The following is a 25451-nucleotide window of genomic DNA, read 5'->3' on the forward strand; positions in this document are numbered from 1 at the left end:
TTACTTCCTGATTACATTTGCAACGAAATGCTACAACCTTGCAAAACATTGTCACCCGACTGCGCGGCCCCGGTTCTTTCTATAATCGATCCTTTGCCTGATGGCCCCGCCGATGCCACGCCCCGCGCTTCCCGCCCTGTTTCCCGCCCTCACCCGCCGCTCGCTGCGAATCTGGCGCCAGTACGGCGTCTTCTGGCTCGGCGCGATCGTCGTCGGGCTGGCAGCCGTACTTTACGCGCGGCTGATCGACTGGGGCTACGAGTCCTTCCGCGCGATGCGCGAGCACGCCGCATGGTTGCCGCTGCTGTTGACGCCCGCGATCGCCGCCGCGTCGGTATGGCTCACGCGCCGGTTCTTCCGTGGCGCCGAAGGCAGCGGCATCCCGCAGGTGATCGCGACGCTGCATGCGCGCCCGAGCGCGTTCGGCGCCCGGCTGCTGACGCTGCGCATCCTGTTCGGCAAGGTGCTGATTTCGTTCCTGGGCATCCTGGGCGGCTTCACGATCGGCCGCGAGGGGCCGACCGTGCAGGTCGGCGCGGCGCTGATGTTCAACCTGCGGCGCTTCTACCCGCGCTCGAACGCGCAGATCGAACGTCAGCTCGTGCTGGCCGGCGCGGCAGCCGGGCTGTCGGCCGCGTTCAATACGCCGCTCGCCGGGATCGTGTTCGCGATCGAGGAGCTGACGCGCAGCTTCTCCGCGCGCGCCAGCGGCGTGCTGATCACCGCGATCATCCTCGCCGGCGTCGTCGCGCTCGGCCTGAACGGCAACTACACGTACTTCGGCACGATCGACACGGGCCTCCACTTTCCGAAGCTGCTGGCGGTCGCGGTGCTGGTCACCGCGATCGTCACGGGCATCGCCGGCGGCTTGTTCTGCTGGCTGCTGCTGAACACGGGGCGCTGGCTGCCCGCGCGGCTGCTGGGCCTGTATCGCGAGCGGCCGATCACGTTCGCCGCGCTGTGCGGCTTCGCGATCGCCGTCGTCGGCCTGGTGTCGGGCGGCACGACCTTCGGCAGCGGCTACGCCGAGGCGCGCGGCCTGCTCGACGGCAGCCAGCACCTGTCGGTGTTCTATCCGTTCCTGAAGATGATCTCGATGGTCGCGTCGTACCTGCCGGGCATCCCGGGCGGGATCTTCGCGCCGTCGCTGTCGATCGGCGCCGGGTTCGGCAACCTGCTGCACGTCGTGTTCAACAACATGAGCCTGCCGATGCTGATCGCGCTCGCGATGGTCGGCTATCTGGCGGCCGTCACGCAGTCGCCGATCACGTCGTTCGTGATCGTGATGGAAATGATCAACGGCCATGCGCTCGTGATTTCGCTGATGGCGACCGCGCTGGTGTCGAGCCGGGTCTCGCGCTTTTTCGCGCCGCCGCTCTACGAAACGCTCGCGCAGCGTTATCTCGCGCCGCCCGCGGCGGCCGCCGCACCCGCCGCGGCATCGGCGGCGAGCACGGCGGCTGCGACCGGCGTGACCGAGCCGCAGGACGCCGCTGCCGCGCCCGCCGATCCGCTCGACACGTTGCGCGACGAAGACGGCGACGAGGCTGTCGCTGCGACGCCGGGCGCCCCCACGGCGCACGCGCCGGCTCCGGATGGCACCGAACCGGCCGCGCCCGGCGCGAGTGGCCCCGCGCAGCCGGGCCCGCGCGACGCTCAGTAGATCACGACCGGTGCGGGCCGGTAGTAGACGGGCCGCGCCGGCACGACGACGCACCCGGCCAGCGTGATCGCGACGAGCGCGACGGCGATGACGGTTCTTCTCATCGCGCGCCTCCGTCACGCCCAGTGGCCACGGGTCCAGAACCAGTTCGGACCGCGCTGGTCCCAGTGGCCCGGCACCCATTGCATGCCGACGCGCTCGGCTTCCCAGTGGCCGCCGATCCACACGTAGCGGCCATGGTCCCAGTGCCAGTGCCCGCGCTCCCACACGTAGCCCACGCGCGCGGTCGGCACGACCTCGTAGCGCACGGGCGGCGGCGCATTCGGCGCAACGACGACGATCTCCTCGGTGCGCACGGCAACCGGCTCGGCGACGACCACACGGCCCTGCGGCGCGATCACGGGTGTGCCGACGAGAATCTCGTCCGCCTGCGCGGCAAACGGCGCGACGACGGCTGACAGGCCCGCGGCAAACAGCGCGAGCGAAACGATACGACGTTGAACAGATGAGACAGCCATCACAACCTCCTGGTTGAACAAATAACGCGAGCGTATTCGTTCAATGCGGCAGGGGCGATTACGGCCGACAGGCGCCGTGTTACGGCGTGCCCGAAAGTGCAACAGGGCGTAAGACGCGCACGACGGCGGGCGCCGCCGTGCGGAGGGACACCGGCAAGCGTCAGGCTTGCGGGATCTCGATCTTCACTTCGAGGACTTCGAGGTCGTCCTGGCGCTCGAGGCTCACGCGGATGTCATCGTTCGAAATATGGACGTACTTCGAGATGACGGCGACGAGTTCCTTCTGCAGCGCCGGCAGGTAATCGGCCGGCGGCCGGCCGCCGACCCGCTCGTGCGCGATGATGAGCTGCAAGCGCTCCTTCGCGACCGATGCGGACTTCTTCTTCTCGCCGAGGAGAAACGAAAGGATGGACATGGGCGGCCTCCGTTACTTGCTGCCGAAGAGGCGCTGCAGCAGGCCCGGCTTCTGGTAGTCGGTGAAGCGCAGCGGCTTGTCCTCGCCAAGGAAGCGAGAGACGACGTCCTTGTACGCTTCGGCGACGTCGGTGCCGTCGATATGCACCGCCGGCAGACCCTGGTTCGACGCGTGCAGCACGGCTTCCGACTCGGGCACCACGCCGATCAGCTTGATGCGCAGGATCTCGCTGATGTCCTCGAGCGACAGCATCTCGCCTTCGCTCACGCGCTTCGGGCTGTAGCGCGTGATCAGCAGGTGTTCCTTGATCGGCTCCTTGCCTTCGGTCGCGCGCTTCGTCTTCGACGACAGGATGCCCAGAATGCGGTCGGAGTCGCGCACCGACGACACTTCCGGGTTCGTGACGATCAGCGCCTCGTCCGCGAAGTACATCGCGTGCAGCGCGCCGGCCTCGATACCGGCCGGCGAATCGCAGACGATGTATTCGAAATCCATCGCGACGAGGTCGTTCAGCACCTTCTCGACGCCGTCGCGCGTCAGCGCATCCTTGTCGCGCGTCTGCGACGCCGGCAGGATGAACAGGTTCTCGCACTTCTTGTCCTTGATCAGCGCCTGGTTCAGGTTCGCTTCGCCCTGGATCACGTTCACGAGGTCATACACGACGCGACGCTCGCAGCCCATGATGAGATCGAGGTTGCGCAGGCCGACGTCGAAGTCGATCACGGCCGTCTTGTGGCCGCGCAGCGCGAGACCGGACGCAAAGCTCGCGCTCGTCGTCGTCTTGCCCACGCCGCCCTTGCCCGAGGTCACCACGATGATTTTTGCCATTTACCCAATACCCTGTGTTCGTCAATGAGAGCCGATCGATCCGGAGCGTGCCGCGTGAATTTACGTCAGGCGCAGCGGTTCGATCATCAGTTTTTCCTCTTCGAGCCGGATCTGCACCGATTTGCCCAGTACGTCGGCGGGCAGCGGGTTCTCGGTTGTTCGATAGATACCCGCGATCGAAATCAGTTCCGGTTCGAGACACGTGCAGAAAATGCGCGCGTCGTGATTGCCGTGCACGCCCGCGAGTGCGCGGCCGCGCAACGGCGCGTAGATGTGGATATTGCCTTCCGCGATGATCTCCGCGCCGTGACTGACCGGCGCGAGCACCACGAGGTCTCCTTTCGCGTAAATCTGCTGCCCCGAACGCAACGGCCGGTCGATCACGAGCGTCTGGCCGCCCGGCTGATTCGATGCCGGCGCCTGCTCCGACGCCGGTTCGGGCGTCGCCGCGGCGGCCGCGGCGACGACGGCCTCGGCGATCGGCGACGGTTCCGCGCCCTCGGCCGGCTTGGCGGCCGGCACGCGGCGATCGCGCGCCTCGAGCAGCGGCAGGCCGGCTTTCCCCGCCCAAGCCTGCGTGGCCAGTGCGACCACGCCCACCGGGCGCATCCGCACGTCGTTCAGCATCTGCCGGATGTCCGCGAGCGCGACGCGTTCGCCGTCAGCCAGGCGGCGGACGTCGATCGCGACGACATCGTCGGCGAAAAACTCGGGAGTCGCTTCGAAGCGCTTGACCAGTTCGGCACGCAACGCATCGAGATCGGTCGTCTTCACGGTGAACAGCAACGTATCGACCGATCCGCTGCGCAGCTCGAAGAATGGCGATTTTTTAAGCGACATGGACACTCTGCAAAAATTTTTTGCGTATTTTACAGGCGTCCACGCGTGCGGCCATTATTTTTGGGACTCGGGGTGGCGGCGGCCCGGGCGGGCAAGCGACCGGCAGGGTGACAGGCAAGCGGACGGCGGAGCCCTCATCGCGCCGCGCGGCCCGCGTTTCGACGGGGCGTCAGTGCTTCACCTGCGACACGAACAGCGATTTCATCGCGCCCGGCATCCGCGCGACCGGCGCATGTTCACCGGTGTTGCCGAAACCCGCGCGCTCGTAAAAACGAATCGCGTTGCGGTTCGCATCGGCGATCCATGCATAGACTTCGCTCGCGCCGCGCTCGGCGAGCCAGGCGGTAGCCGTCTCCAGCAGCAGCACGCCGCCGCGCAGGTGGCGCACCGCATGCGCGACCCACAGTTCGCTGACGAACGCGCGCCGATCGGGCGTGTTGTCGAAATACGCGCCGATCATGCCGGCCGGATGGCCTTCGGTGTACAGCAGGAAAGTCGTCGACTCGTCGGACACGGCGCGCAGCGCGGCAATCGCCGACGCCGCGTCCGTTTCGACAGTCAGCAATTCGGCCTCCGGCGCTTCGCCCGGCGCATAGGGCTCACGCAGCGATGCGGCGCGGAGTTCGCGATACACGCCGCCCTGGTCGGCAACGATACGACGAACGGTCAAGGTCGAACTCATGCAGGCACAGCCCCCTTCGGACAGCAAGCTATTAGCTTCAACCGAAAGCGGGGCATGAGTCAAATCGTTATTTTCAAATGACGGCGCGGATCGAAAGGCAACAGGTGTCACCCGCGGCGACATGAGCCGACCGGTGTGCAGGTGCAGCATCGGCATGCCGATGCGCATCGACGGACAACCGTCGACGCTTCGCCGCTCGACGTCTCGCCCGGTTCGCCTTGCAATGCGCGGCAGTCGCGTTTCGAAGTGCACCGCCCGTCATGTTCGCCACCGTAATGTTGCGTAATACGAGCAACCCAAAACGTGTTCCGACCTTGCCCGCGTCGCTTCGTTTATTGCGACGCAACATTTGTTGCAGGCGAGCAGGATCGATGTGCGCGCACGCCACACCTCCCGATTCGTCTGACCAGCGCGCGGGATGCGTCGGCCGATCCGGTCTCCACCGGATGTTTCAATCAGCGCGTGCCGGCCCTTTCGGGCGCGACTCGCGCGCGGCCCTCCGTTTGGAGTCGCACGCCTAGCGCCGGTGTTTGGCAAGCGCGCGCACGGGTCGTATAACAGGCAGAACCGGGCAACGATCCGGTGGCGCCGCGCGTGTCGCGGGCCGACGAGGATTCGAACAACCGTGCATGCGGCCGCCCATCGGGCCCGCTGACTGGAGGGAGACAATGGCAATGACCGACGGATCGGCCGCGAGCTGGTCGGATGGCAAGCGTTACCTGTGGCTGCTGGGCGCACTGACGATCACGCTGCCGATCCTCGCCGCGCAGCTCGCGCTGTCGACGGGCCTTCACGTGTTCTGGTGGTTCGGCCCGCTGTTCGCGTTCGGCGTGATTCCGGTCCTCGACACGCTGATCGGCGACGATCGCGACAACCCGCCCGAGGCCGTCGTGCCGCACCTCGAACGCGAGCGCTATTACCGGTTCATCGTCTATCTGGCGACTTGCGTCGAATACGTCGCGTTCTTCATGTGCGTATGGATCGTCGGCACGCACGCGCTCGCGTGGTACGACTACGTCGGCTTCGCGCTGTCGCTCGGCGCCGCGACGGGCATCTCGATCAATACCGCGCACGAGCTCGGGCACAAGACCGACCGCTTCGAGCGCTGGCTCGCGAAGATCACGCTCGCGCCGGTCGCGTACGGCCACTTCTATGTCGAGCACAACCGCGGCCACCACGTGCGCGTCGCGACGGCCGAGGATCCGGCAAGCGCGCGCTACGGAGAGTCGTTCTGGGCATTCCTGCCGCGCACCGTGACCGGCAGCATCCGCTCCGCATGGCGGCTCGAGAAGGCGCGCCTCGAACGGCTCGGGCGGTCGCCGTGGACCTGGCGCAACGAGGTGCTGCACGCGTGGGCGATGACGGTCGTCGTGTGGGGCATCGCGATCGCGATGGCCGGCAAGGTCGTGATCCCGTTCCTCGTGATCCAGGCCGTCTACGGCGCCTCGCTGCTCGAAGTCGTGAACTACGTCGAGCACTACGGGCTCGGCCGCCGCAAGCTGCCGAGCGGCCGCTACGAACGCTGCACGCCGCAGCATTCGTGGAACAGCAATCACGTCGTGACCAACCTGTTCCTGTACCAGTTGCAGCGGCACGCCGACCATCACGCGAACCCGACGCGCTCGTACCAGGCGCTGCGCCACTTCGACGATTCGCCGCAACTGCCGGCCGGCTACGCGACGATGATCCTGTTCGCGTACGTGCCGCCGCTCTGGTATCGCGTGATGAATCCGCGCGTCGTCGCGCACTACGGCGGCGACATGGCGCGATCGAACATCAAGCCGTCGATCCGCGACCGGGTGCTGGCGCAGTATCCGGCCGCGGCGTGATATCGGCCAGGGACGGTGCCGCGGCCGTCATTGCATGGCCGCGGACCCAAAACGAAAAACCCCTTGATCCTTCCGGATCAAGGGGCTTCGTATTTTGGCGGAGAGGGTGGGATTCGAACCCACGGTACGGGGAAACCGTACGCCTGATTTCGAGTCAGGTACATTCGACCACTCTGCCACCTCTCCTTCCTTACTGCATTTCGCGTTTGGTCATTTCCGCGAAAGAAAAGATTATAAAACGATCTCTTCTTGGCTGACAAGCCCTTTGTGCAAAATTTTTTGCGAGGGCTTCGCAGGCCTGCGTTACGACGCCTGTGCCGGCGCGTCGATGCGCGCCATGTCGCCCATGTACGGACGCAGCACGTCCGGTACCGTGACCGAACCGTCCGCGTTCTGGTAGTTCTCCAGTACCGCGACGAGCGTGCGGCCGACGGCGAGACCCGAACCGTTCAGCGTATGCACGAGCTCCGGCTTGCCCTGCGCGTTGCGGAAACGCGCCTGCATCCGGCGCGCCTGGAACGCCTCGGTGTTCGAGCAGCTCGAGATCTCGCGATAGGTGTTCTGCGCGGGCAGCCACACTTCGAGGTCGAACGTCTTCGCGGCCGAAAAGCCCATGTCGCCCGTGCACAGCGTGATCACACGGTACGGCAGGCCGAGTTTCTGCAGGATCGCTTCCGCGTGGCCGACCATCTCGTCGAGCGCCGCGTACGACGTTTCCGGCGCGACGACCTGCACCATCTCGACCTTGTCGAACTGGTGCTGGCGGATCATCCCGCGCGTGTCGCGGCCGTACGAACCGGCTTCCGAGCGGAAGCACGGCGAATGCGCGGTCAGCTTGATCGGCAGCGCGGACGCGTCGACGATCGACTCGCGCACGGTGTTCGTCAGCGAGATCTCCGACGTGGAGATCAGGTATTGCGTGACCGTGTTCTCGGCGCCGCCCTTCTCGACGCGGAACATGTCGTCCGCGAACTTCGGCAGCTGGCCCGTGCCGTAGAGGATCTCCGGGTTCACGATGTACGGCGTGTACGTCTCGGTATAACCGTGCTGCTGCGTGTGCGTGTCGATCATGAACTGCGCGAGCGCGCGGTGCAGGCGCGCGATCGGACCGCGCAGCATCGTGAAGCGCGCGCCGGCGAGCTTCGCGCCCGTCTCGAAATCGAGGCCGAGCGGCGTGCCGACATCGACGTGATCCTTCACCTCGAAATCGAACTGGCGCGGCGCGCCCCAGCGGCGCACCTCGACGTTATCGGCTTCGTCCTTGCCGACCGGCACGCTTTCGTGCGCGACGTTCGGCATGCCCAGCATCAGGTCGGACAGGCGCGCCTGGATGTCGCCGAGCCTGGCTTCCGACGCCTTCATGTCGTCGCCGATCCCGCCGACCTCGGCCATCACGGCCGACGTGTCCTCGCCCTTCCCCTTCATCGCGCCGATCTGCTTCGACAGGCTGTTGCGACGCGCCTGGAGCTCTTCGGTGTGGGTCTGGATCGCGCGGCGTTCCGCTTCGAGTGCGGAAAACGCGGCGACGTCGAGGGTGTAGCCGCGATCGGCGAGGCGCTTCGCGACGCCGTCGAGGTCTTTGCGCAGCAACTGGATGTCGAGCATGGGAGGACTTGGAAAATCGTTGTGTAAGACGGGAATTCTAACGCACCGCGCGGCCGCCACGGCACCGGCCGAACGGACAATGCGCCAAACGGGCGGCGGCCATGGCAACATGGCCTTGCCGCCCCGTAGGCCGGCGGCCGGCGAATCGCGGTATGCCCGACCGTTGCGGATCGCAAAACCGCGGCGCCGGCGGACGGCAACCGATCGGGCGAAGCACCCGGCTTCGCCTCACCGCACCCCAGGGGACCCGATGACCATCGAACTCGACAAGGATGTCCGCGACCGCGCAATCGCGTCGCTGCAACGCTATTTCACGGAAAACATGGACGAGCCGATCGGCAACATCCAGGCCGGCGCGCTGCTGCACTTCTTCGTCGAGGAAATCGCACCGGCGATCTACAACCTCGCGATCGCCGATGCGCAGGAACGCCTGCACGCGCGCGTCGCCGAGCTCGACATCGAATGCCACGAGGAGCCGTTCGAATACTGGAAGAAACAGCAGCCGGGCCGCAAGCGCTGACGCAACGGCGGCGACGACCGAACCGGCCCGCGCAACGCGCGGTCAGTCCTTCTTGCCGGCCTCGCGGTCGAGTTCGCGCAGCCACGCGAGCTTGTCGGCGATCTTCGATTCGAGCCCGCGCGGCACCGGCTGGTACCAGCGCGGCTCGCGCATCCCGTCCGGCAGGTAGGTCTCGCCGGCCGCATACGCATTCGGCTCGTCGTGCGCGTAACGGTACGCGTGGCCGTAGCCGAGTTCCTTCATCAGCTTGGTCGGCGCGTTGCGCAGATGCACGGGCACCTCGCGCGACTTGTCCTGCTTCACGAACGCCATCGCCTGGTTGAACGCGTTGTAGCCGGCGTTGCTCTTCGCCGCGCACGCGAGATAGATCACCGCCTGCCCGAGCGCGAGTTCGCCTTCCGGCGAGCCGAGCCGCTCGTAGGTTTCGGCCGCGTCGTTCGCTACCTGCAGCGCGCGCGGATCGGCGAGCCCGATGTCTTCCCATGCCATCCGCACGATGCGCCGCGCGAGATACTTCGGGTCGGCGCCGCCGTCGATCATCCGGCAGAACCAGTACAACGCGCCGTCCGGGCTCGACCCGCGCACCGACTTGTGCAGCGCCGAGATCTGGTCGTAGAAGTTGTCGCCGCCCTTGTCGAAGCGCCGTGCGTTCAGCGTCATCGCGCTGCTGACGAAATCGGCGTCGATCGTCGCGACACCGGCCGACGTCGCCGCCGTCTGCGCCTGTTCGAGCAGGTTCAGGAAGCGGCGCGCATCGCCGTCCGCATAACCGACCAGCGTATCGATCGCCTTGTCGTCGAACGCGAGGCCGTCGAGCGCGATTTCCTGCGCGCGCTTCAGCAACTGCCGCATCTCGTCGTCGTTCAGCGACTTCAGCACGTACACCTGCGCACGCGACAGCAATGCCGAGTTGACCTCGAAGCTCGGGTTCTCGGTGGTCGCGCCGATGAAGGTCACGAGACCCGACTCGACGAACGGCAGCAGCGCATCCTGCTGCCCCTTGTTGAAGCGGTGGATCTCGTCGACGAACAGGATCGTATGGCGGCCGGTGCGGTTCAGCGTGTCCTTCGCCTGCTCCATCGACTCGCGGATGTCCTTCACGCCGCCGAGCACGGCCGACAGCGCGATGAACTCGCAGTCGAACGCGAGCGCGGTGAGGCGCGCGAGCGTCGTCTTGCCGACGCCGGGCGGCCCCCACAGGATCATCGAATGCGGCTTGCCCGATTCGAACGCGAGCCGCAGCGGCTTGCCTTCGCCCAGCAAATGCGTCTGGCCGATCACCTCGGCGAGCGTCTTCGGCCGCAGCGCCTCGGCGAGCGGGCGGCGCGGCTCGACTTGAAACAGGTCGGACATGAACCCTCGCTCCACATCAAACGATGGCGGCCGAACCGGCCGCCGGACCCGACATTATGACAGCCGCGCGACGGCGCCGCCGCGCCCGGTGCCCACGCCCGATGCCCGCAGGCGGAAACGACACGGGCCCGCCGTCGCCGGCGGGCCCGTTGCGAAAACGCGGCGCGCGGCGCCGGTCAGCCGGTGATCACGTCGGCGCCCTTCGGCACCACGAACTTGAACGTATCGCCCTTCAGCGGCGGGTTCGTCTGGATGTTCGTAAACGTCAGCAGCGTGACGTTGCCGAACACGTCGTGCAGTTCCATCGCGGCGAGCGTGCCATTCCGGAAACCGATGCCGATCCGCTGGAACTGCGTGTCCTGCGCCTTCGGCAGCATCTCGAGCCACTCGATGCCGCCCTTCTCGCCGGCATCGCGCAGCGTGTAGTTCTTGTCGAGATCGTTGCTGCCGAACAGGATCGCGGCAGGGCTCGCGCCCAGCGCGCCGTTCAGCTTGCGCTCGGTGACCTGGTTCAGGTCGCGGTCGAACACGTACAGCTTGTCGCCGTCGGCCTGCAGCACCTGCTGGTACGGCTTCTGGTACGTCCAGATGAACTTGCCCGGCCGCGCGAACACGAACGTGCCGCTCGAATTGTCGGTGGGCTTCGGCGCGGCCTGCGCGGCGCTCGCGCCCTTGGCCGGCGCCTTGACGATCTGCTGCGTGAAATCGCCTTTCGCCGAACGCACCTGCGACACGAAGGCCTTCAGCTGCTCGGTGCCGCCCGCGAACGCGTGCGTCGCCGCGAGCATCAGCGATGCGCCGGCAAGCGCCGCGCCGAGCCAGCGCCGCGTCGAACGAAGGGACATTGCGAACGAAAGTTGCTGCATATTGCGGTTTTCTCCGTGGGTGGCCGGCGCGGCGGGCGCCGCGGACTCATTCCGCGTCGCGCGCCGGCACAAGAATTTCGCGGTTGCCGCTCGACGACATCGCCGACACGAGCCCCGATTGTTCCATCTGCTCGAGCAGGCGAGCCGCGCGGTTGTAGCCGATCCGCAGATGACGCTGCACGAGCGAGATCGACGCGCGGCGGTTCTTGATGACGATCTCGACCGCCTGGTCGTACAGCGGATCAGACTCGCCGCCGCCTTCGCCGGTTCCCGCGCCGGCCGAACCCTCGTCGCCGTCGGCGGTGCCGCCTTCGAGCAGGCCCTCGACGTAGTTCGGCTCGCCCTGCTCCTTGAGCTTCTCGACGACGCGATGCACTTCGTCGTCGGCGACGAACGCGCCGTGCACGCGCACCGGCAGCCCGCTGCCGGGCGGCAGGTACAGCATGTCGCCCATCCCGAGCAGCGATTCGGCGCCCATCTGGTCGAGAATCGTGCGCGAGTCGATCTTCGACGACACCTGGAACGCGATCCGCGTCGGCACGTTCGCCTTGATCAGGCCCGTGATCACGTCGACGGACGGACGCTGCGTCGCGAGGATCAGGTGGATGCCGGCCGCGCGCGCCTTCTGCGCGATCCGCGCGATCAGTTCCTCGACCTTCTTGCCGACCACCATCATCAGGTCGGCCAGCTCGTCGATCACGACGACGATGTTCGGCAGGCGGCCGAGCGGTTCGGGATCCTCGGGCGTCAGGCTGAACGGATTCGGGAGCTTCTCCTCGCGCTTCGCCGCCTCGTCGATCTTGTTGTTGTAGCCGGCGAGGTTGCGCACGCCGAGCTTGCTCATCAGCTTGTAGCGGCGCTCCATCTCCGCGACCGTCCAGTTCAGCGCGTGGCCGGCCTGGCGCATGTCGGTGACGACCGGACACAGCAGGTGCGGAATGCCTTCGTAGACGCTCATTTCGAGCATCTTCGGATCGATCAGGATCAGGCGCACCTGCTCGGCGGTGGCCTTGTACAGCAGCGACAGGATCATCGCGTTGATCCCGACCGACTTGCCCGAACCGGTCGTGCCGGCCACCAGCAGGTGCGGCATCTTCGCGAGATCCGCGCACACCGGCTTGCCGCCGATGTCCTTGCCGAGGCTCAGCGTCAGCGCCGACGGGGCGGCCGCATACACCTCGGAACCGATGATCTCGGACAGGTGCACGGTCTGGCGGCGCTGGTTCGGCAGCTCGAGCGCCATGTAGTTCTTGCCGGGAATCGTCTCGACGACGCGGATCGACACGAGCGACAGCGAGCGCGCGAGATCCTTCGCGAGATTGACGATCTGGCTGCCCTTTACGCCGGTGGCCGGCTCGATCTCGTAGCGCGTGACGACCGGGCCCGGATACGCGGCGACGACGCTCGCCTCGACGCCGAAATCCTTCAGCTTCTTCTCGATCAGGCGCGACGTGAATTCGAGCGTATCGGCGGAAATCGCTTCCTGCGTCTTCGGCGCGGGATCGAGCAGCGACACCGGCGGCAGCGTCGAGTCGCCCGGCAGGTCGGTGAACAGCGGCACCTGGCGCTCGCGCTCGACGCGCTCGGACTTCGCCGGCGTGACGACCGGCGGCACGATCGTCACCGGCTCGTGATCCTCGATGCGCACGCGCTCCTCTTCGACCTTGCCCTCGCGGCGCACGGCCGCGGCCTCGCCGAGCTTGCGGTCGCGTTCGGCCTCGCGGCGCAGCTTCGCGACGTTGACGGCGGACAGGATCGCGCCGCCGACGCGCTCGGCGACCGACAGCCACGAGAAGCGGAAATACAGCGACAGGCCGATCGCCAGCGCGATCAGCAGCAGCAGCGTGCCGCCGGTGAAGCCGAACGCGTGCGACATCGCACCCGCGACGGCTTCGCCGACGACACCGCCCGGCGCGCGCGGCAACTGCACCTTCAGCGACCACATGCGCAGCGCCTCGATGCCGTCGCACGCGAGCACGACCAGCACGAACGCAAAGATTTCGGTGAGCCAGCCGATCGGCCGCTCGGGTTCGTCGGGAATCGCCTCGTGGCGCGTGATGCGGCGGTAGTTGACGGCGATGCGCCGCCCGAGCGGCACGATCAGCCAGTAGGCGGACAGGCCGAACAGCAGCAGGATGATGTCGGCCGTCCACGCGCCGACGCGGCCGGCCCAGTTCGAGATGTGATCGACCTGGGCGGCGTGCGTCCAGCTCGGATCGCGCCGGCTGTAGCTCAGCAGGGCCATCACCAGAAAGGCGCAGAGCGCGACCTGGAGAATCCAGCGGATCTCCGTGAGGAGCTTCGACATCCGGTGCGGCAACGCCTGTGCCTGGGCGGAATAAGGAGCTTTTGCCATGAATCCGTATAAAGAGGACGGGCCGTGCGCCCGCCTGTCGTTCGATCCCGCTTATTGTAAACGCTGCACCGTGCCGCCAAGTGTAAATGACGGTTACATAACGGGGACGGGATGCCGAAGCGGCCGCCTCGGGCCCGCCGGACGCCCGTTGCCGCCGTGCCGGCACCGCCGGGCCGCCCCGACACGCTATCGCGACGATTGAAACTCTCGTTCGGCAACGCAGCAACGGGGCCTTTATAATGCGCGTCTGATACCCATCTATGACGGCATCCCGGTCAACCCGGATCGTACGGCGAGCCCTACCCCGCCCGCCGCGGCCGCCTTTTACGGATTCGCACATGTCCACGCCCAAACACGCCAAAGTCCTGATTCTCGGTTCCGGCCCCGCCGGCTACACGGCCGCCGTCTACGCGGCTCGCGCCAACCTGTCCCCGGTGCTGATCACCGGCATCGCGCAGGGCGGCCAGCTGATGACCACGACCGACGTCGAAAACTGGCCGGCCGACGCGAAAGGCGTGCAGGGTCCGGAGCTGATGGCGCGCTTCCTCGAGCACGCCGAGCGCTTCAACACCGAAATCGTCTTCGACCACATCCACACCGCGAAGCTGCACGAGCAGCCGATCCGCCTGATCGGCGACTCGGGCGAATACACGTGCGACTCGCTGATCATCGCGACCGGCGCGTCCGCCCAGTATCTCGGCCTGCCGTCCGAGGAATCGTTCATGGGCAAGGGCGTGTCGGCCTGCGCGACCTGCGACGGCTTCTTCTATCGCGGCCAGGAAGTCGCGGTGATCGGCGGCGGCAACACGGCCGTCGAGGAAGCGCTCTACCTGACGGGTATCGCGAAGAAGGTGACCGTGATCCACCGCCGCGACAAGTTCCGCGCGGAGCCGATCCTGATCGACCGTCTGCTGGAAAAGCAGAAGGAAGGCGTCGTCGACATCAAGTGGGATCACGTGCTCGACGAAGTGACGGGCGAGGATTCGGGCGTCACGGGCCTGCGCATCAAGAACGTGAAGACCGGCGCGACGGAAGACCTCGCCGTGCAGGGCGTGTTCGTCGCGATCGGCCACAAGCCGAACACCGACCTGTTCCAGGGTCAGCTCGAGATGAAGGACGGCTACATCCTGACGAAGAGCGGCCTGCACGGCAACGCGACGTCGACGAGCGTCCCCGGCGTGTTCGCCGCGGGCGACGTGCAGGACAACGTGTATCGCCAGGCGATCACGAGCGCGGGCACGGGCTGCATGGCCGCGCTCGACGCGCAGCGTTACCTCGAAAGCCTGCACGACAAGAAGTAAGCCGCGAGCCTTGCCGCGCCGGGCGCTACAATGGCGTCCGCTGCCGCGAAGCGGGCCCGACCGGAAAGCCGCTGCCGCCGTGCAGCGGCTTTTTTTTGCCCGCGCGCCCGAACGCGCCTGCCCTGTTACCGAATCATGGCGAAGAACCAGCCCCATCCGAGCGATCCCGCGAAGCGGAAGATCGCTGCCCGTCCCGCGAACCCCGCGCCGGCCGCCCCGCCGCCCGCGCCCGATCCGGCCGCGCTGCGCGGCCAGGGCCTCGCGGGCCTCGGCGCATTGCGCCAGTCGCTGCAAGGCGAAGCCGATCGCCGCGAACGCGCGCGCGTCGAAACCGCGAAGGCCGAGCGCAAGGCGGAAGCCGACGCGAACCTGTTCCGCAACGAAATCGGCGCGATCCGGCCGCTGAACGCGCCGCCGCGCGCGTCGTCGGGCCGCACGCCGCCCGACCCGGTGCCGAAGCAGACGCAGCGCGACGAGGAAGCCGTGCTGAACGCGACACTGTCCGACGAATTCGATCCCGAGACGCTGCTCGACAGCGACGACTCGCTGTATTACCACCGCCCCGGCATCAGCCGCGACGTCGTGCGCAAGCTGAGAAGCGGCGCGTGGATCGTGCAGGCGCAGATCGACCTGCACGGGATGCGGCGCGACGAGGCGCGCGACGCGCTCGCCGAATTCATCCGCGAAGCCGGCAAGAAGGGGCTGCGCTGCCTGCGCGTGATCCACGGCAAGGGGCTCGGCTCGATCGGCAAGGAACCCGTGCTGAAGGGCAAGGTGCGTGCGTGGCTCGTGCAGAAGGAAGAAGTGATCGCGTTCTGCGAGGCACGCGGCAACGACGGCGGCGCAGGCGCGGTGCTCGTGCTGCTGCAGCCGCATGCGGCGCCGGCCGAGCGGGGGCCGCGTGCCGCATCCTAGGCTGACGCTCGCGATCGCGGTACTGGAGGCGATCGCCACGCTGGCCTTCGCGATTTCGGGCTTCATCGAGGCGCGCAAGAACCGCCTCGACTCGGTCGGCACGTTCGTCGTCGCGCTCGCGACCGCGTTCGGCGGCGGCACGCTGCGCGACATCCTGCTCGAGCGCCGGCCGTTCTACTGGGTCGTGCACGACGACTACGTGATCGCGATCTTCGTGCTCGCGCTGTTCGCGCCGTTCGTGCTGCGGATGCTGTCGCGACTGTCGGCCGAACGGCTGCTGCTGATCGCCGACGCGATCGGGCTCGGCATCTTCAGCATCTCGGGCACGGCGATCGCGCTCGACGCCGAGATGCCGCGCTTCATCGCGGTGATGATGGGCGTGATCACCGGTGTGGTCGGCGGGATCGTGCGCGACGTGCTGTGCAACGACATCCCGCTGATCCTGCGCGATTCGCGGCCGTACGCGACCTGCGCGTTCGTCGGCTGCTGGTTCTACCTGCTGCTCGTGTGGCTGCAGTTCGACTCGGTGTACAGCGTGCTGCTCGCGACCGGCTTCATCCTCGTCGCGCGGCTCGCGACGTTCAAGTTCGACGTGCGGCTGCCGCACTGATCGCGCCGCCCGCGGCCGCGTCGGCCGCATCGTCCAGACAAAAGGGGCCGTTCGACACGGCCCCTTTCCCTTTCGCGCGGCACTGCCGCCGCGTCACGCGATCCGCTCTTCCGACGCCGGATCGAACAGCACGGCCTTCGACACGTCGAACAGCAGCGACTGCGTCTGCCCCGGCTGCGGGTTCGCGGCCGGATGCACGCGGCTCACGATCCGCTTGCCGTTCACCTGCGCGAACACGTGCGTGTCCGGCCCGGTCGGCTCGGTCACGTCGACGCGCACGTCGATCGGCTGCAGCGTCGACGCCTCGCCGTGGTGCGCGTTGCGCGCGTCGGTGATGCGCTCCGGACGCAGGCCGAGGATCACCTCGCGGCCGACGTGGCCGTTCATCCGCTTCGCATCGAACGGCAGGTTCAGCGCGCTGCGCGCGAGGCCCGTGTCGATCTCGAGCGCGATCCCGCTGCCCTGCTCGACCAGCTTGCCGTTGATGAAGTTCATCGGCGGCGCGCCGATGAAGCCGGCGACGAACAGGTTCGACGGCGAATCGTAGATCTCCTGCGGCGCGCCGAACTGCTGGACCACGCCGTCCTTCATCACCGCGATCCGGTCGCCGAGCGTCATCGCCTCGATCTGGTCGTGCGTCACGTAGACGATCGTCGTGCCGAGGCGCTGGTGCAGCAGCTTGATTTCCGCGCGCATCTCGATGCGCAGCTTCGCGTCGAGGTTCGACAGCGGCTCGTCGAACAGGAACAGCGACGGATCGCGCGCGAGCGCGCGGCCCATCGCGACGCGCTGGCGCTGGCCGCCCGACAGCTGGCCCGGCTTGCGGTCGAGCAGGTGCTGGATCTGCAGCATCTGCGACACGCGGTCGACGATCTGCTGCTGCTCGCTCTTCGGCACCTTGCGGATGTTCAGGCCGAACGAGATGTTCTCGCGCACCGTCATCGACGGATACAGCGCGTACGACTGGAACACCATCGCGATGTCGCGATCCTTCGGCGACAGGTCGTTGACGACCTTGCCGTCGATGCAGATCTCGCCGCTCGTGACGGTCTCGAGCCCGGCGATCATGTTGAGCAGCGTCGACTTCCCGCAGCCCGACCCGCCGACCAGGATCAGGAACTGACCGTCCTCGATCTCGATGTCGACACCCTTCAGGACCGGCACCCCGTTCGGGTAGGTCTTGTACACGTCACGGATGGAAAGGCTTGCCATGCTGTGAATCCTCTGTCTCGTCTCGCGCGGCGCCCTCGGGCGCCGCGTCGGGTTCGTTTCGATGCGCCGCGCGTCGTGCGCGGCCGGTTCGTCGTATCGGAAAAAGCCGCGCTTACCCCTTCACCGCGCCTGCCGTCAGCCCGCGCACGAAATAGCGGCCGGCGACGATGTAGACGAGCAGCGTCGGCAGCGCGGCGATGATCGCGCCGGCCATGTCGACGTTGTATTCCTTCACGCCCGTCGACGTGTTGACGAGGTTGTTCAGCGCCACCGTGATCGGCATCGAATCGACGCCGGAGAACACGATCCCGAACAGGAAGTCGTTCCAGATCTGCGTGAACTGCCAGATCAGGCACACCATGAAGATCGGCAGCGACACCGGCAGGAGGATCTTCGTGAAGATCGTGAAGAAGCCCGCGCCGTCGATGCGCGCGGCCTTCACGAGCTCGGCCGGCACGCTCACGTAGAAGTTGCGGAAGAACATCGTCGTGAACGCGATCCCGTACACGACGTGCACGAACACCAGGCCCGGAATCGTGTTGGCAAGACCGAGCATCCCCTGCAGGCGCGCCATCGGCAGCAGGATCACCTGGAACGGGATGAAGCAGCCGACCAGCATCATCGTGAACAGCGCGTCCGCGCCGCGAAAGCGCCAGTGCGTGAGCACGTAGCCGTTGAACGCGCCGATCAGCGACGAGATCAGCACGGCCGGAATCACCATCTGCAGCGAGTTCAGGAAGAACGGCTTCATGCCGTCGCAGCGCACGCCGGTGCACGCGCCGCTCCACGCCTTCACCCACGGGTCGACCGTCCACGTGGTGGGCGGCGTCAGCAGGTTGCCGGTGCGCAGCTGGTCGAGATCCTTGAACGACGTCGACAGCATCACGTAGATCGGGAACAGGAAATACAGCGCGAACAGGATCAGTGCCGCATAGATCACTGCCCGGCTGATCGTCATCTTAGGCTGCATTGCGGGTGCTCCTCGATTCCATATACATCAGCGGCACCAGCACCGCGACCACGGTCGCGAGCATCATCACCGAGGACGCCGCGCCGAGCCCGAGCTGGCCGCGGTTGAACGAAAACGTGTACATGAACATGGCCGGCAGCGACGACGACGTGCCCGGCCCGCCCGCCGTCAGCGCGACGACGAGGTCGAAGGTCTTGATCGTGATGTGGCAGAGGATCAGCAGCACCGAGAAGAATACCGGGCGCATGCTCGGGATCACGATCTTGCGGTAGATGGTCGGCAGCGTCGCGCCGTCCACCTGCGCGGCCTTGAAGATCTCGCTGTCGACGCCGCGCAGCCCCGCCAGGAACAGCGCCATCACGAAGCCGGTCGACTGCCACACGGCCGCGATCACCACGCAGAAGATCGCCTTGTCCGGATCGTCGAGCCAGCCGAACGAGAAGCTCGTCCAGCCCCAGTCGTGCATCACCTTCTCGAGGCCGAGGCCCGGGTTCAGGATCCACTGCCACGCGGTGCCGGTGACGATGAACGACAGCGCCATCGGGTACAGGAAGATCGCGCGCAGCGCGCCTTCGTTGCGGATGCGCTGGTCGAGCAGGATCGCGAGGAACAGCCCGAGCGCGACGCAGATCGCGATGAACGGAATCCCGAACCAGCCGAGGTTCGCGGCGGAGGTCCACCACACGTCGTTCTGGAACAGGTCCGAGTAACGGCCGAAGCCGTCGAATTCGTAGTTCGGCAACAGCCGCGAGCGGGTCAGCGACAGATAGCCGGTAATCAGGATGAAGCCGTAGATGAACACCACGGCGATCGCGACGCTCGGCGCAAGCACGAGCTTCGGAATCCAGCGATCGGCGAAGGCCGACATCGGCGACGTACGCCGCGCGGCGGCAGCGCCGGATCCGTTTCCGCTAAGAGGGGCAGCCACTTGATTCGACTCCTGGAACGAGGGCGACGCAGGCCGGGCCGGCGCCGGGTACGGCACGGGCCCGCGGGCGAGCCCGTTTGCTGCACTTGCAAAAACGCCCGGCCGACGAAGCGTTTCCGGCCGGGCGCCTGTCGCGCGTTACTTGACCTTCGCGGCCTTCGCGAGCGCGGCGACCGCGCTCTTCGAATCCTGCTGCGAGTTCATGAACTTCGTGACGACGTCGGTGATCGCGCCGGCGGTCGCGTCGCTTTGCGCCATGCCGTGCGCGAGCGACGGCACGAAGCCGCCCGACTTGATCGCGGTCTGCTCGTCGGCGTACGACTTCTTCGCGCAGTCGTCGAACTTGTCCATCTTCACGCCGAGGCGCACCAGCACCGAGCCCTTCAGCAGGCTGAACTGCTCCTGGAAGTCCGGCGTCATGATCGTCTTCGCGAGCGCGAGCTGGCCCGGCGTGGCGTTCTTCTCGCCCTTCTGCTGGAAGAACACGAACGAATCGACGTTGAACGTGTACGCGTTCGCCGTACCCGGCACCGCCGCGCAGATGTAGTCCTTGCCCGCCTTCTTGCCGGCGTTCTCGAACTCGCCCTTCGCCCAGTCGCCCATGAACTGCATGCCGGCCTTGCCGTTGATGACCATCGCGGTCGCGAGGTTCCAGTCGCGTCCGTTACGGCCCGTGTCGAAGTAGCCCTGGATCTTGCGCACCGTGTCGAACACGGACAGCATCTGCGGCGACGTCAGCGTCGCCTGGTCGAGGTCGACCAGCGCCTTCTTGTAAAACGCCGGGCCCTGCGACAGCACGACGTCTTCCCACAGCGTCAGGTCCTGCCACGGCTGGCCGCCCATCGCGACCGGCTGGATGCCCGCGGCCTTCAGCTTGTCGGCCACCGCGAAGAATTCGGGCCAGGTGGTCGGCACCTTCGCGCCGACCTTGTCGAGCGCGGCCTTGTTGATGTACAGCCAGTTCACGCGGTGCACCGAGAACGGCGCGGCGACGGTATGGCCCTTGTACTTGATGATCTTGTCGATTTCCGGCGGCAGGTTCTGCTTCCAGTCGCCGGCGGCGGAATCGATGTTGACGAGCACGCCCTGGTCGGCCCAGTCCTGGATCAGCGGGCCCTTGATCTGCGCGGCCGACGGTGCGTCGCCGCTGATCACCTTGGTCTTCAGCGCGGTCATCGCCGCGGCGCCGGCGCCGCCCGCGACCGCGAAGTCCTTCCACACGTAGCCCTGCTTCTGCAAGTCGTCCTTCAGCACGCCGACGGCCTTCGACTCGCCGCCCGAGGTCCACCAGTGCAGCACGGTTACATTCTCGGCTGCCTGCGCCGCCACGGCGCCAGCCATCAGACCCGCGGCGCAGAGCGCGCCCATGATCGAGCGAACTTTCATTACTTATCTCCTCCAGACTGAATCAACTCGTGAGGTTCCCTGACCGGGAACCGGCTTCTTGATAAACGACGGGGAAATCGAGCCGCGGGACGCATGCAGCGTACGGGCCGATGACCGGCCGGGCTCTTACAGAAAGCGTGAATCGAGATTCAACGGCGTGTCTCCTCTTTGTGTTTCTGGCCCGCCGCGATGATGCGACGCGAGCCCGGGGCCGACGGCGCGCGGACGATGCGCGTCGCCAATGTCCGATAACATTCGGCACAAGGCGCTCCCGAAGGCGAAGCTCGCGCAGTTCATCGACCGCACATCTTTTTTTCTTCACCCAGGTGCTACCCCTTGCGGCGGATTGTAGTTAAACTACAATTCAGTGTCAAAAATATTTTTATCGCACTACGGATCGCTTCCCAGCACCCCCAACACGGCGGAGACACATGCATACCGATTCCAGCTTTACCTTCGTCCTTTTCGGCGGCACCGGCGATCTGTCGATGCGCAAGATCCTGCCCGCGCTGTTCGAAGCGCACCGCGCGAACATGCTCGCGGAGAGCGGCCGGATCGTGGCCGTGGCGCGACACGAATCGGATCGGGCGGCCTATCTCGAATGGGTCGATACGCACGTGAAGCCGCATGCGGCAAAGGCCGCCGGCAACGCGCTCGACGAAGCCGCATGGAAGTCCTTCCTCGACCGCATCGAATACGTGAAGCTCGACCTCGGCCGCGCGGAAGACTACGTCGTGCTGCGCGACGCGATCTCGTCGCTGCCGGGCATCCGCGTGTTCTATCTCGCGACGGGCCCGTCGCTGTTCGTGCCGATCTGCAAGGCGCTCGCGTCGGTCGGCCTGAACGAAGGCGCACGCATCGTGCTCGAGAAACCGCTCGGCTACGACCTGAAATCGTCGAACGCGATCAACGACGCGGTCGGCGAGATCTTCGCGGAAGGCCAGATCTACCGGATCGACCACTACCTCGGCAAGGAGCCGGTGCAGAACCTGCTCGCGCTGCGTTTCGGCAATGCGCTGTTCGAGCCGCTGTGGCGCCGCGAATGGGTCGAGAGCATCCAGATCACGATCGCCGAGGAGCTCGGCGTCGAGGCGCGCGGCGATTTCTACGACAATACCGGCGCGCTGCGCGACATGGTGCAGAACCACCTGCTGCAACTGCTGTCGATCGTCGCGATGGAGCCGCCGCATTCGATGGATTCCGACTCGGTGCGCGACGAGAAGCTGCGCGTGCTGCGCGCGCTCAAGCCGGTCGATCCGCGCGACATCGGCAAGGTGGCCGTGCGCGGCCAGTATCATGCGGGCGTGATCAAGGGCGCGCAGGTGCCGGCCTACGCGACCGAGCCGGGCGTGAAACCCGACAGCCAGACCGAAACCTTCGTCGCGCTGAAGGTCGAGATCGAGAACTGGCGCTGGGCCGGCGTGCCGTTCTTCCTGCGCACCGGGAAGCGTCTGGCCGACCGCGTCGCGGAGATCGTCGTCAACTTCCGCCCGGTGCCGCACTCGGCGCTGGGCCCGACCGCGCTGCGTCCCGGCTCGAACCGCCTCGTGATCCGGCTGCAGCCGAACGAGACGATCCGCCTGTACTGCCTCGCGAAGCAGCCCGGCGAAGGGATGAACCTCGCGAGCGTGCACCTCGACCTCGCGTTCGACCAGTTCTTCAAGGAAGGGCAGATGGAGGCGTACCAGCGCCTGCTGCTCGACGTGATCAACGGCCGGCTCGCCCTGTTCGTGCGGCGCGACGAACAGGAGGCCGCATGGCGCTGGGTCGAGCCTATCCTGAACGAATGGGCGCGCTCCCTGAAGCCGCCGAAGCCGTACGCGGCGGGTACGTGGGGGCCGGCCGCGTCGAGCGCGATGCTCGCGCAGCACGACACCTGCTGGCTCGAAGAAGAGAACTGATGCAAACCGTTGCCGGGCACGATCGTGCCCGGCAACGTGCCCCACGATTCGTACGATTTGAACAGACAAAGCAGTCCGGAGGAGATGTGATCGAGATCCACGCTTTCGACACCCAGGAAGCGCAAAGCGAAGCGCTCGCGCGCGCCGTCGGCGATGCGCTGCGCGCGGCGCTCGCCGGCGCCGCGCGCCCGACGCTCGCGGTGTCCGGCGGCACGAGCCCGCGCCCGTTCCTGCACACGCTGTCGCACGCGGCGCTCGACTGGGCCGGCGTCGACGTCACGCTGGTCGACGACCGCTGGGTGCCGGAGGACGACGCGGCCAGCAACGCGCAGCTCGTGCGCGACACGCTGCTGCAGCACGCGGCCGCCCCTGCCCGCTTCCTGCCGCTCGTCGACACGCGCAGCACGCTCGACGCGCACGTCGCCGCGCTGAACGCGAACGCCGACTACCGCGTACCGACCGTCGCCGTGCTCGGCATGGGCGAGGACGGCCACACCGCGTCGATCTTCGCCGACGCGCCCGAATGGGACCACGCGATCACGACGCCCGAGCGTTTCGTCGCCGTGCACCCCGGCGCCGCCCCGCATGCGCGCGTGAGCTATTCGCTCGATGCGCTCAAGCGCGTCGAGCGCCTGTTCCTGCTGATCGCGGGCGAGCGCAAGCGCGCCGTGCTCGACGCCGCCGCCGCGTCGCTGCAGAAGAACGCGATTTCCCAACTGGCCAACGACAAGGGGACCCAGCTCGATGTCTACTGGTGCGCAAAGTAAGGTGGTCGTCGCGGGTCAGCATGCCGACGGTCCGCGCCTGCTCGCGGACGTCGGCGGCACCAACGCGCGCTTCGCGCTGGAAACCGGCCCGGGCGAAATCACGCAGATCCGCGTCTATCCCGGCGCCGATTACCCGACGATCACCGACGCGATCCGCAAGTATCTGAAGGACGTGAAGATCAGCCGCGTGAACCACGCGGCGATCGCGATCGCGAACCCGGTCGACGGCGACCAGGTCACGATGACCAATCACGACTGGAGCTTCTCGATCGAGGCGACGCGCCGCGCGCTCGGCTTCGACACGCTGCTCGTCGTCAACGACTTCACCGCGCTCGCGATGGCGCTGCCGGGCCTGACCGATGCGCAGCGCGTGCAGGTCGGCGGCGGCGCGCGCCGCCAGAACAGCGTGATCGGGCTGCTCGGGCCCGGTACCGGGCTCGGCGTGTCGGGCCTGATTCCGGCCGACGACCGCTGGATCGCGCTCGGCAGCGAGGGCGGCCACGCGTCGTTCGCGCCGCAGGACGAGCGCGAGGACCTGGTGCTGCAGTACGCGCGCAAGAAGTTTCCGCACGTGTCGTTCGAACGCGTGTGCGCCGGCCCCGGCATGGAGATCATCTATCGCGCGCTCGCCGCGCGCGACAAGAAGCGCGTCGCCGCGAGCGTCGACACGGTCGAGATCGTCGAGCGCGCGCATGCGGGCGACGCCCTCGCGCTCGAGACGGTCGAATGCTTCTGCGGGATTCTCGGCGCGTTCGCGGGCAGCGTCGCGCTGACGCTCGGCGCGCTCGGCGGCGTGTACATCGGCGGCGGCGTCGCGCTGAAGCTCGGCGAGCTGTTCACACGCTCGTCGTTCCGCGCGCGCTTCGAGGCGAAGGGCCGCTTCACGCACTATCTGCAGAACATCCCGACCTACCTGATCACCGCCGAATACCCGGCGTTCCTCGGCGTGTCGGCGATTCTCGCCGAGCAGCTGTCGAACCGCTCGGGCGGCGCGTCGTCGGCCGTGTTCGAGCGGATCCGCCAGATGCGCGACGCGCTGACGCCGGCCGAGCGCCGCGTGGCCGATCTCGCGCTGAACCATCCGCGCTCGATCATCAACGATCCGATCGTCGACATCGCGCGCAAGGCCGACGTGAGCCAGCCGACCGTGATCCGCTTCTGCCGCTCGCTCGGCTGCCAGGGGCTGTCGGACTTCAAGCTGAAGCTCGCGACCGGCCTCACCGGCACAATCCCGATGAGCCACAGCCAGGTGCATCTCGGCGATACGGCCACCGACTTCGGCGCGAAGGTGCTCGACAACACGGTGTCCGCGATCCTGCAGTTGCGCGAGCACCTGAATTTCGAGCACGTCGAGAACGCGATCGAGATCCTGAACGGCGCACGGCGCATCGAGTTCTACGGTCTCGGCAACTCGAACATCGTCGCGCAGGACGCGCACTACAAGTTCTTCCGCTTCGGCATTCCGACGATTGCGTACGGCGACCTGTACATGCAGGCTGCGTCGGCCGCGCTGCTCGGCAAGGGCGACGTGATCGTCGCGGTGTCGAAGTCCGGCCGCGCGCCCGAGCTGCTGCGCGTGCTCGACGTCGCGATGCAGGCCGGCGCGAAGGTGATCGCGATCACGTCGAGCAACACGCCGCTCGCGAAGCGCGCGACCGTCGCGCTCGAAACCGACCACATCGAGATGCGCGAGTCGCAGCTGTCGATGATCTCGCGGATCCTGCATCTGCTGATGATCGACATTCTCGCGGTCGGCGTCGCGATCCGTCGCGCGTCGACGAACGGCGAGCTGCCCGACGCCGTCGCGCAGGCGAAGGCGCGCGCGAGCGACGACGAAACGGCCGACGTGCTCGACTGGCTGAGCCACGGCGCGTCGCCGGCGGCGAAGGACGTCGCGCGGGACTGACGCGCGGTGCGGCGGCAGCCGCTTCCTGCGTCCCAACGAAAAACGCCACCGGCGCATCGCGCGCGGTGGCGTTTTTCATT

The 25451-nt window shown here is 67.0% G+C and carries 22 protein-coding genes and 1 tRNA gene; 9 read left to right on the forward strand and 14 right to left on the reverse strand.

Features of this window, described 5'->3' with window-relative positions; all coding sequences use genetic code 11:
- Window positions 1-112 precede the first annotated feature (112 nt).
- A complete protein-coding gene (locus HWX00_RS17230; protein WP_069706149.1) occupies window positions 113-1663 on the forward strand; it encodes a chloride channel protein in 1551 nt (516 codons plus the stop codon).
- A gap of 116 nt (window positions 1664-1779) precedes the next feature.
- Here the strand turns inward: HWX00_RS17230 and HWX00_RS17235 are convergent, their stop codons facing one another.
- The 5 genes from HWX00_RS17235 to HWX00_RS17255 all read right to left on the reverse strand — a co-directional run bounded on the left by HWX00_RS17235 (window position 1780) and on the right by HWX00_RS17255 (window position 5069).
- Window positions 1780-2181: a YXWGXW repeat-containing protein gene (locus HWX00_RS17235; RefSeq protein ID WP_034187356.1), complete on the reverse strand. Its 402-nt coding sequence runs from the start codon at window positions 2179-2181 to the stop codon at window positions 1780-1782.
- Window positions 2182-2341: 160 nt separating this feature from the next.
- Window positions 2342-2596: a cell division topological specificity factor MinE gene (gene minE / locus HWX00_RS17240; protein ID WP_006486661.1), complete on the reverse strand. Its 255-nt coding sequence runs from the start codon at window positions 2594-2596 to the stop codon at window positions 2342-2344.
- 12 nt (window positions 2597-2608) lie between these two features.
- Window positions 2609-3424, reverse strand: coding sequence for a septum site-determining protein MinD (minD, locus tag HWX00_RS17245; protein ID WP_006486674.1), 816 nt, complete (start codon window positions 3422-3424; stop codon window positions 2609-2611).
- A 60-nt stretch (window positions 3425-3484) separates the two neighbouring features.
- Window positions 3485-4264, reverse strand: coding sequence for a septum site-determining protein MinC (gene minC, locus HWX00_RS17250; RefSeq protein ID WP_175027374.1), 780 nt, complete (start codon window positions 4262-4264; stop codon window positions 3485-3487).
- A gap of 169 nt (window positions 4265-4433) precedes the next feature.
- Window positions 4434-5069: a GNAT family N-acetyltransferase gene (locus HWX00_RS17255; RefSeq protein ID WP_226103946.1), complete on the reverse strand. Its 636-nt coding sequence runs from the start codon at window positions 5067-5069 to the stop codon at window positions 4434-4436.
- Window positions 5070-5614: 545 nt separating this feature from the next.
- Between HWX00_RS17255 and HWX00_RS17260 the strand changes: the two genes are divergently transcribed.
- Window positions 5615-6775: an alkane 1-monooxygenase gene (locus tag HWX00_RS17260; RefSeq protein WP_069706115.1), complete on the forward strand. Its 1161-nt coding sequence runs from the start codon at window positions 5615-5617 to the stop codon at window positions 6773-6775.
- Window positions 6776-6870: 95 nt separating this feature from the next.
- Here HWX00_RS17260 and HWX00_RS17265 read toward each other — a convergent pair.
- Together HWX00_RS17265 and serS are read right to left on the reverse strand one after the other, a co-directional pair.
- Window positions 6871-6961: transfer RNA gene (locus HWX00_RS17265), tRNA-Ser, on the reverse strand.
- Between the two features lie 117 nt (window positions 6962-7078).
- Window positions 7079-8380 (reverse strand): serine--tRNA ligase, encoded by a 1302-nt coding sequence (gene serS / locus HWX00_RS17270; protein WP_175027373.1) that lies wholly within the window; start codon window positions 8378-8380, stop codon window positions 7079-7081.
- Between the two features lie 250 nt (window positions 8381-8630).
- Here serS and HWX00_RS17275 point away from each other — a divergent pair, with 250 nt between their 5' ends.
- Window positions 8631-8900 carry a DUF2164 domain-containing protein gene (locus HWX00_RS17275; protein WP_034187351.1) on the forward strand — a complete coding sequence of 90 codons (270 nt, stop codon included), beginning with the start codon at window positions 8631-8633 and terminating at the stop codon, window positions 8898-8900.
- A 42-nt stretch (window positions 8901-8942) separates the two neighbouring features.
- Here HWX00_RS17275 and HWX00_RS17280 read toward each other — a convergent pair whose 3' ends face one another.
- The 3 genes from HWX00_RS17280 to HWX00_RS17290 all read right to left on the reverse strand — a co-directional run bounded on the left by HWX00_RS17280 (window position 8943) and on the right by HWX00_RS17290 (window position 13475).
- Window positions 8943-10253 (reverse strand): replication-associated recombination protein A, encoded by a 1311-nt coding sequence (locus tag HWX00_RS17280; protein ID WP_034187350.1) that lies wholly within the window; start codon window positions 10251-10253, stop codon window positions 8943-8945.
- A 176-nt stretch (window positions 10254-10429) separates the two neighbouring features.
- Entirely contained in the window at window positions 10430-11119 is a 690-nt protein-coding gene (gene lolA, locus HWX00_RS17285) for an outer membrane lipoprotein chaperone LolA (protein WP_034187349.1), read from the reverse strand.
- A gap of 46 nt (window positions 11120-11165) precedes the next feature.
- The gene (locus tag HWX00_RS17290; RefSeq protein WP_034187348.1) at window positions 11166-13475 is read right to left on the reverse strand and encodes a DNA translocase FtsK; all 2310 of its coding nucleotides are present in this window, start codon (window positions 13473-13475) and stop codon (window positions 11166-11168) included.
- Between the two features lie 338 nt (window positions 13476-13813).
- Between HWX00_RS17290 and trxB the strand changes: the two genes are divergently transcribed.
- The 3 genes from trxB to HWX00_RS17305 all read left to right on the forward strand — a co-directional run bounded on the left by trxB (window position 13814) and on the right by HWX00_RS17305 (window position 16301).
- A complete protein-coding gene (gene trxB, locus HWX00_RS17295; RefSeq protein ID WP_034187347.1) occupies window positions 13814-14776 on the forward strand; it encodes a thioredoxin-disulfide reductase in 963 nt (320 codons plus the stop codon).
- A gap of 135 nt (window positions 14777-14911) precedes the next feature.
- Window positions 14912-15691, forward strand: coding sequence for a Smr/MutS family protein (locus HWX00_RS17300; RefSeq protein ID WP_049030588.1), 780 nt, complete (start codon window positions 14912-14914; stop codon window positions 15689-15691).
- Window positions 15651-16301: a trimeric intracellular cation channel family protein gene (locus HWX00_RS17305; protein WP_049030589.1), complete on the forward strand. Its 651-nt coding sequence runs from the start codon at window positions 15651-15653 to the stop codon at window positions 16299-16301. Before HWX00_RS17300 ends, HWX00_RS17305 begins: the two co-directional genes overlap by 41 nt.
- A gap of 93 nt (window positions 16302-16394) precedes the next feature.
- On the opposite strand, the gene HWX00_RS17310 is transcribed toward HWX00_RS17305, so the two are convergent.
- The 4 genes from HWX00_RS17310 to HWX00_RS17325 form a co-directional block, all read right to left on the reverse strand.
- On the reverse strand, window positions 16395-17513 hold the full coding sequence (locus tag HWX00_RS17310; RefSeq protein WP_034187345.1) for an ABC transporter ATP-binding protein: 1119 nt from the start codon (window positions 17511-17513) through the stop codon (window positions 16395-16397).
- Window positions 17514-17625: 112 nt separating this feature from the next.
- Entirely contained in the window at window positions 17626-18483 is an 858-nt protein-coding gene (locus HWX00_RS17315; RefSeq protein WP_011544828.1) for a carbohydrate ABC transporter permease, read from the reverse strand.
- Window positions 18473-19411, reverse strand: a complete 939-nt coding sequence (locus tag HWX00_RS17320) for a carbohydrate ABC transporter permease (protein WP_034187344.1) — start codon at window positions 19409-19411, stop codon at window positions 18473-18475. The genes HWX00_RS17315 and HWX00_RS17320 overlap by 11 nt, the downstream gene beginning before the upstream one ends.
- 138 nt (window positions 19412-19549) lie before the next feature.
- On the reverse strand, window positions 19550-20797 hold the full coding sequence (locus HWX00_RS17325) for an ABC transporter substrate-binding protein (protein ID WP_175027372.1): 1248 nt from the start codon (window positions 20795-20797) through the stop codon (window positions 19550-19552).
- A gap of 431 nt (window positions 20798-21228) precedes the next feature.
- On the opposite strand from HWX00_RS17325, the gene zwf reads away from it, so the two are divergent.
- The 3 genes from zwf to HWX00_RS17340 all read left to right on the forward strand — a co-directional run bounded on the left by zwf (window position 21229) and on the right by HWX00_RS17340 (window position 25371).
- On the forward strand, window positions 21229-22698 hold the full coding sequence (zwf, locus tag HWX00_RS17330; protein WP_034187342.1) for a glucose-6-phosphate dehydrogenase: 1470 nt from the start codon (window positions 21229-21231) through the stop codon (window positions 22696-22698).
- An 86-nt stretch (window positions 22699-22784) separates the two neighbouring features.
- Window positions 22785-23465, forward strand: coding sequence for a 6-phosphogluconolactonase (pgl, locus tag HWX00_RS17335; protein ID WP_175027371.1), 681 nt, complete (start codon window positions 22785-22787; stop codon window positions 23463-23465).
- Window positions 23443-25371 (forward strand): bifunctional transcriptional regulator/glucokinase, encoded by a 1929-nt coding sequence (locus HWX00_RS17340; RefSeq protein ID WP_034187340.1) that lies wholly within the window; start codon window positions 23443-23445, stop codon window positions 25369-25371. The genes pgl and HWX00_RS17340 overlap by 23 nt, the downstream gene beginning before the upstream one ends.
- The last annotated feature ends 80 nt before the right edge of the window (window positions 25372-25451 follow it).

This window comes from Burkholderia seminalis DSM 23518, from assembly GCF_902832885.1.
GTDB lineage: Bacteria > Pseudomonadota > Gammaproteobacteria > Burkholderiales > Burkholderiaceae > Burkholderia > Burkholderia seminalis.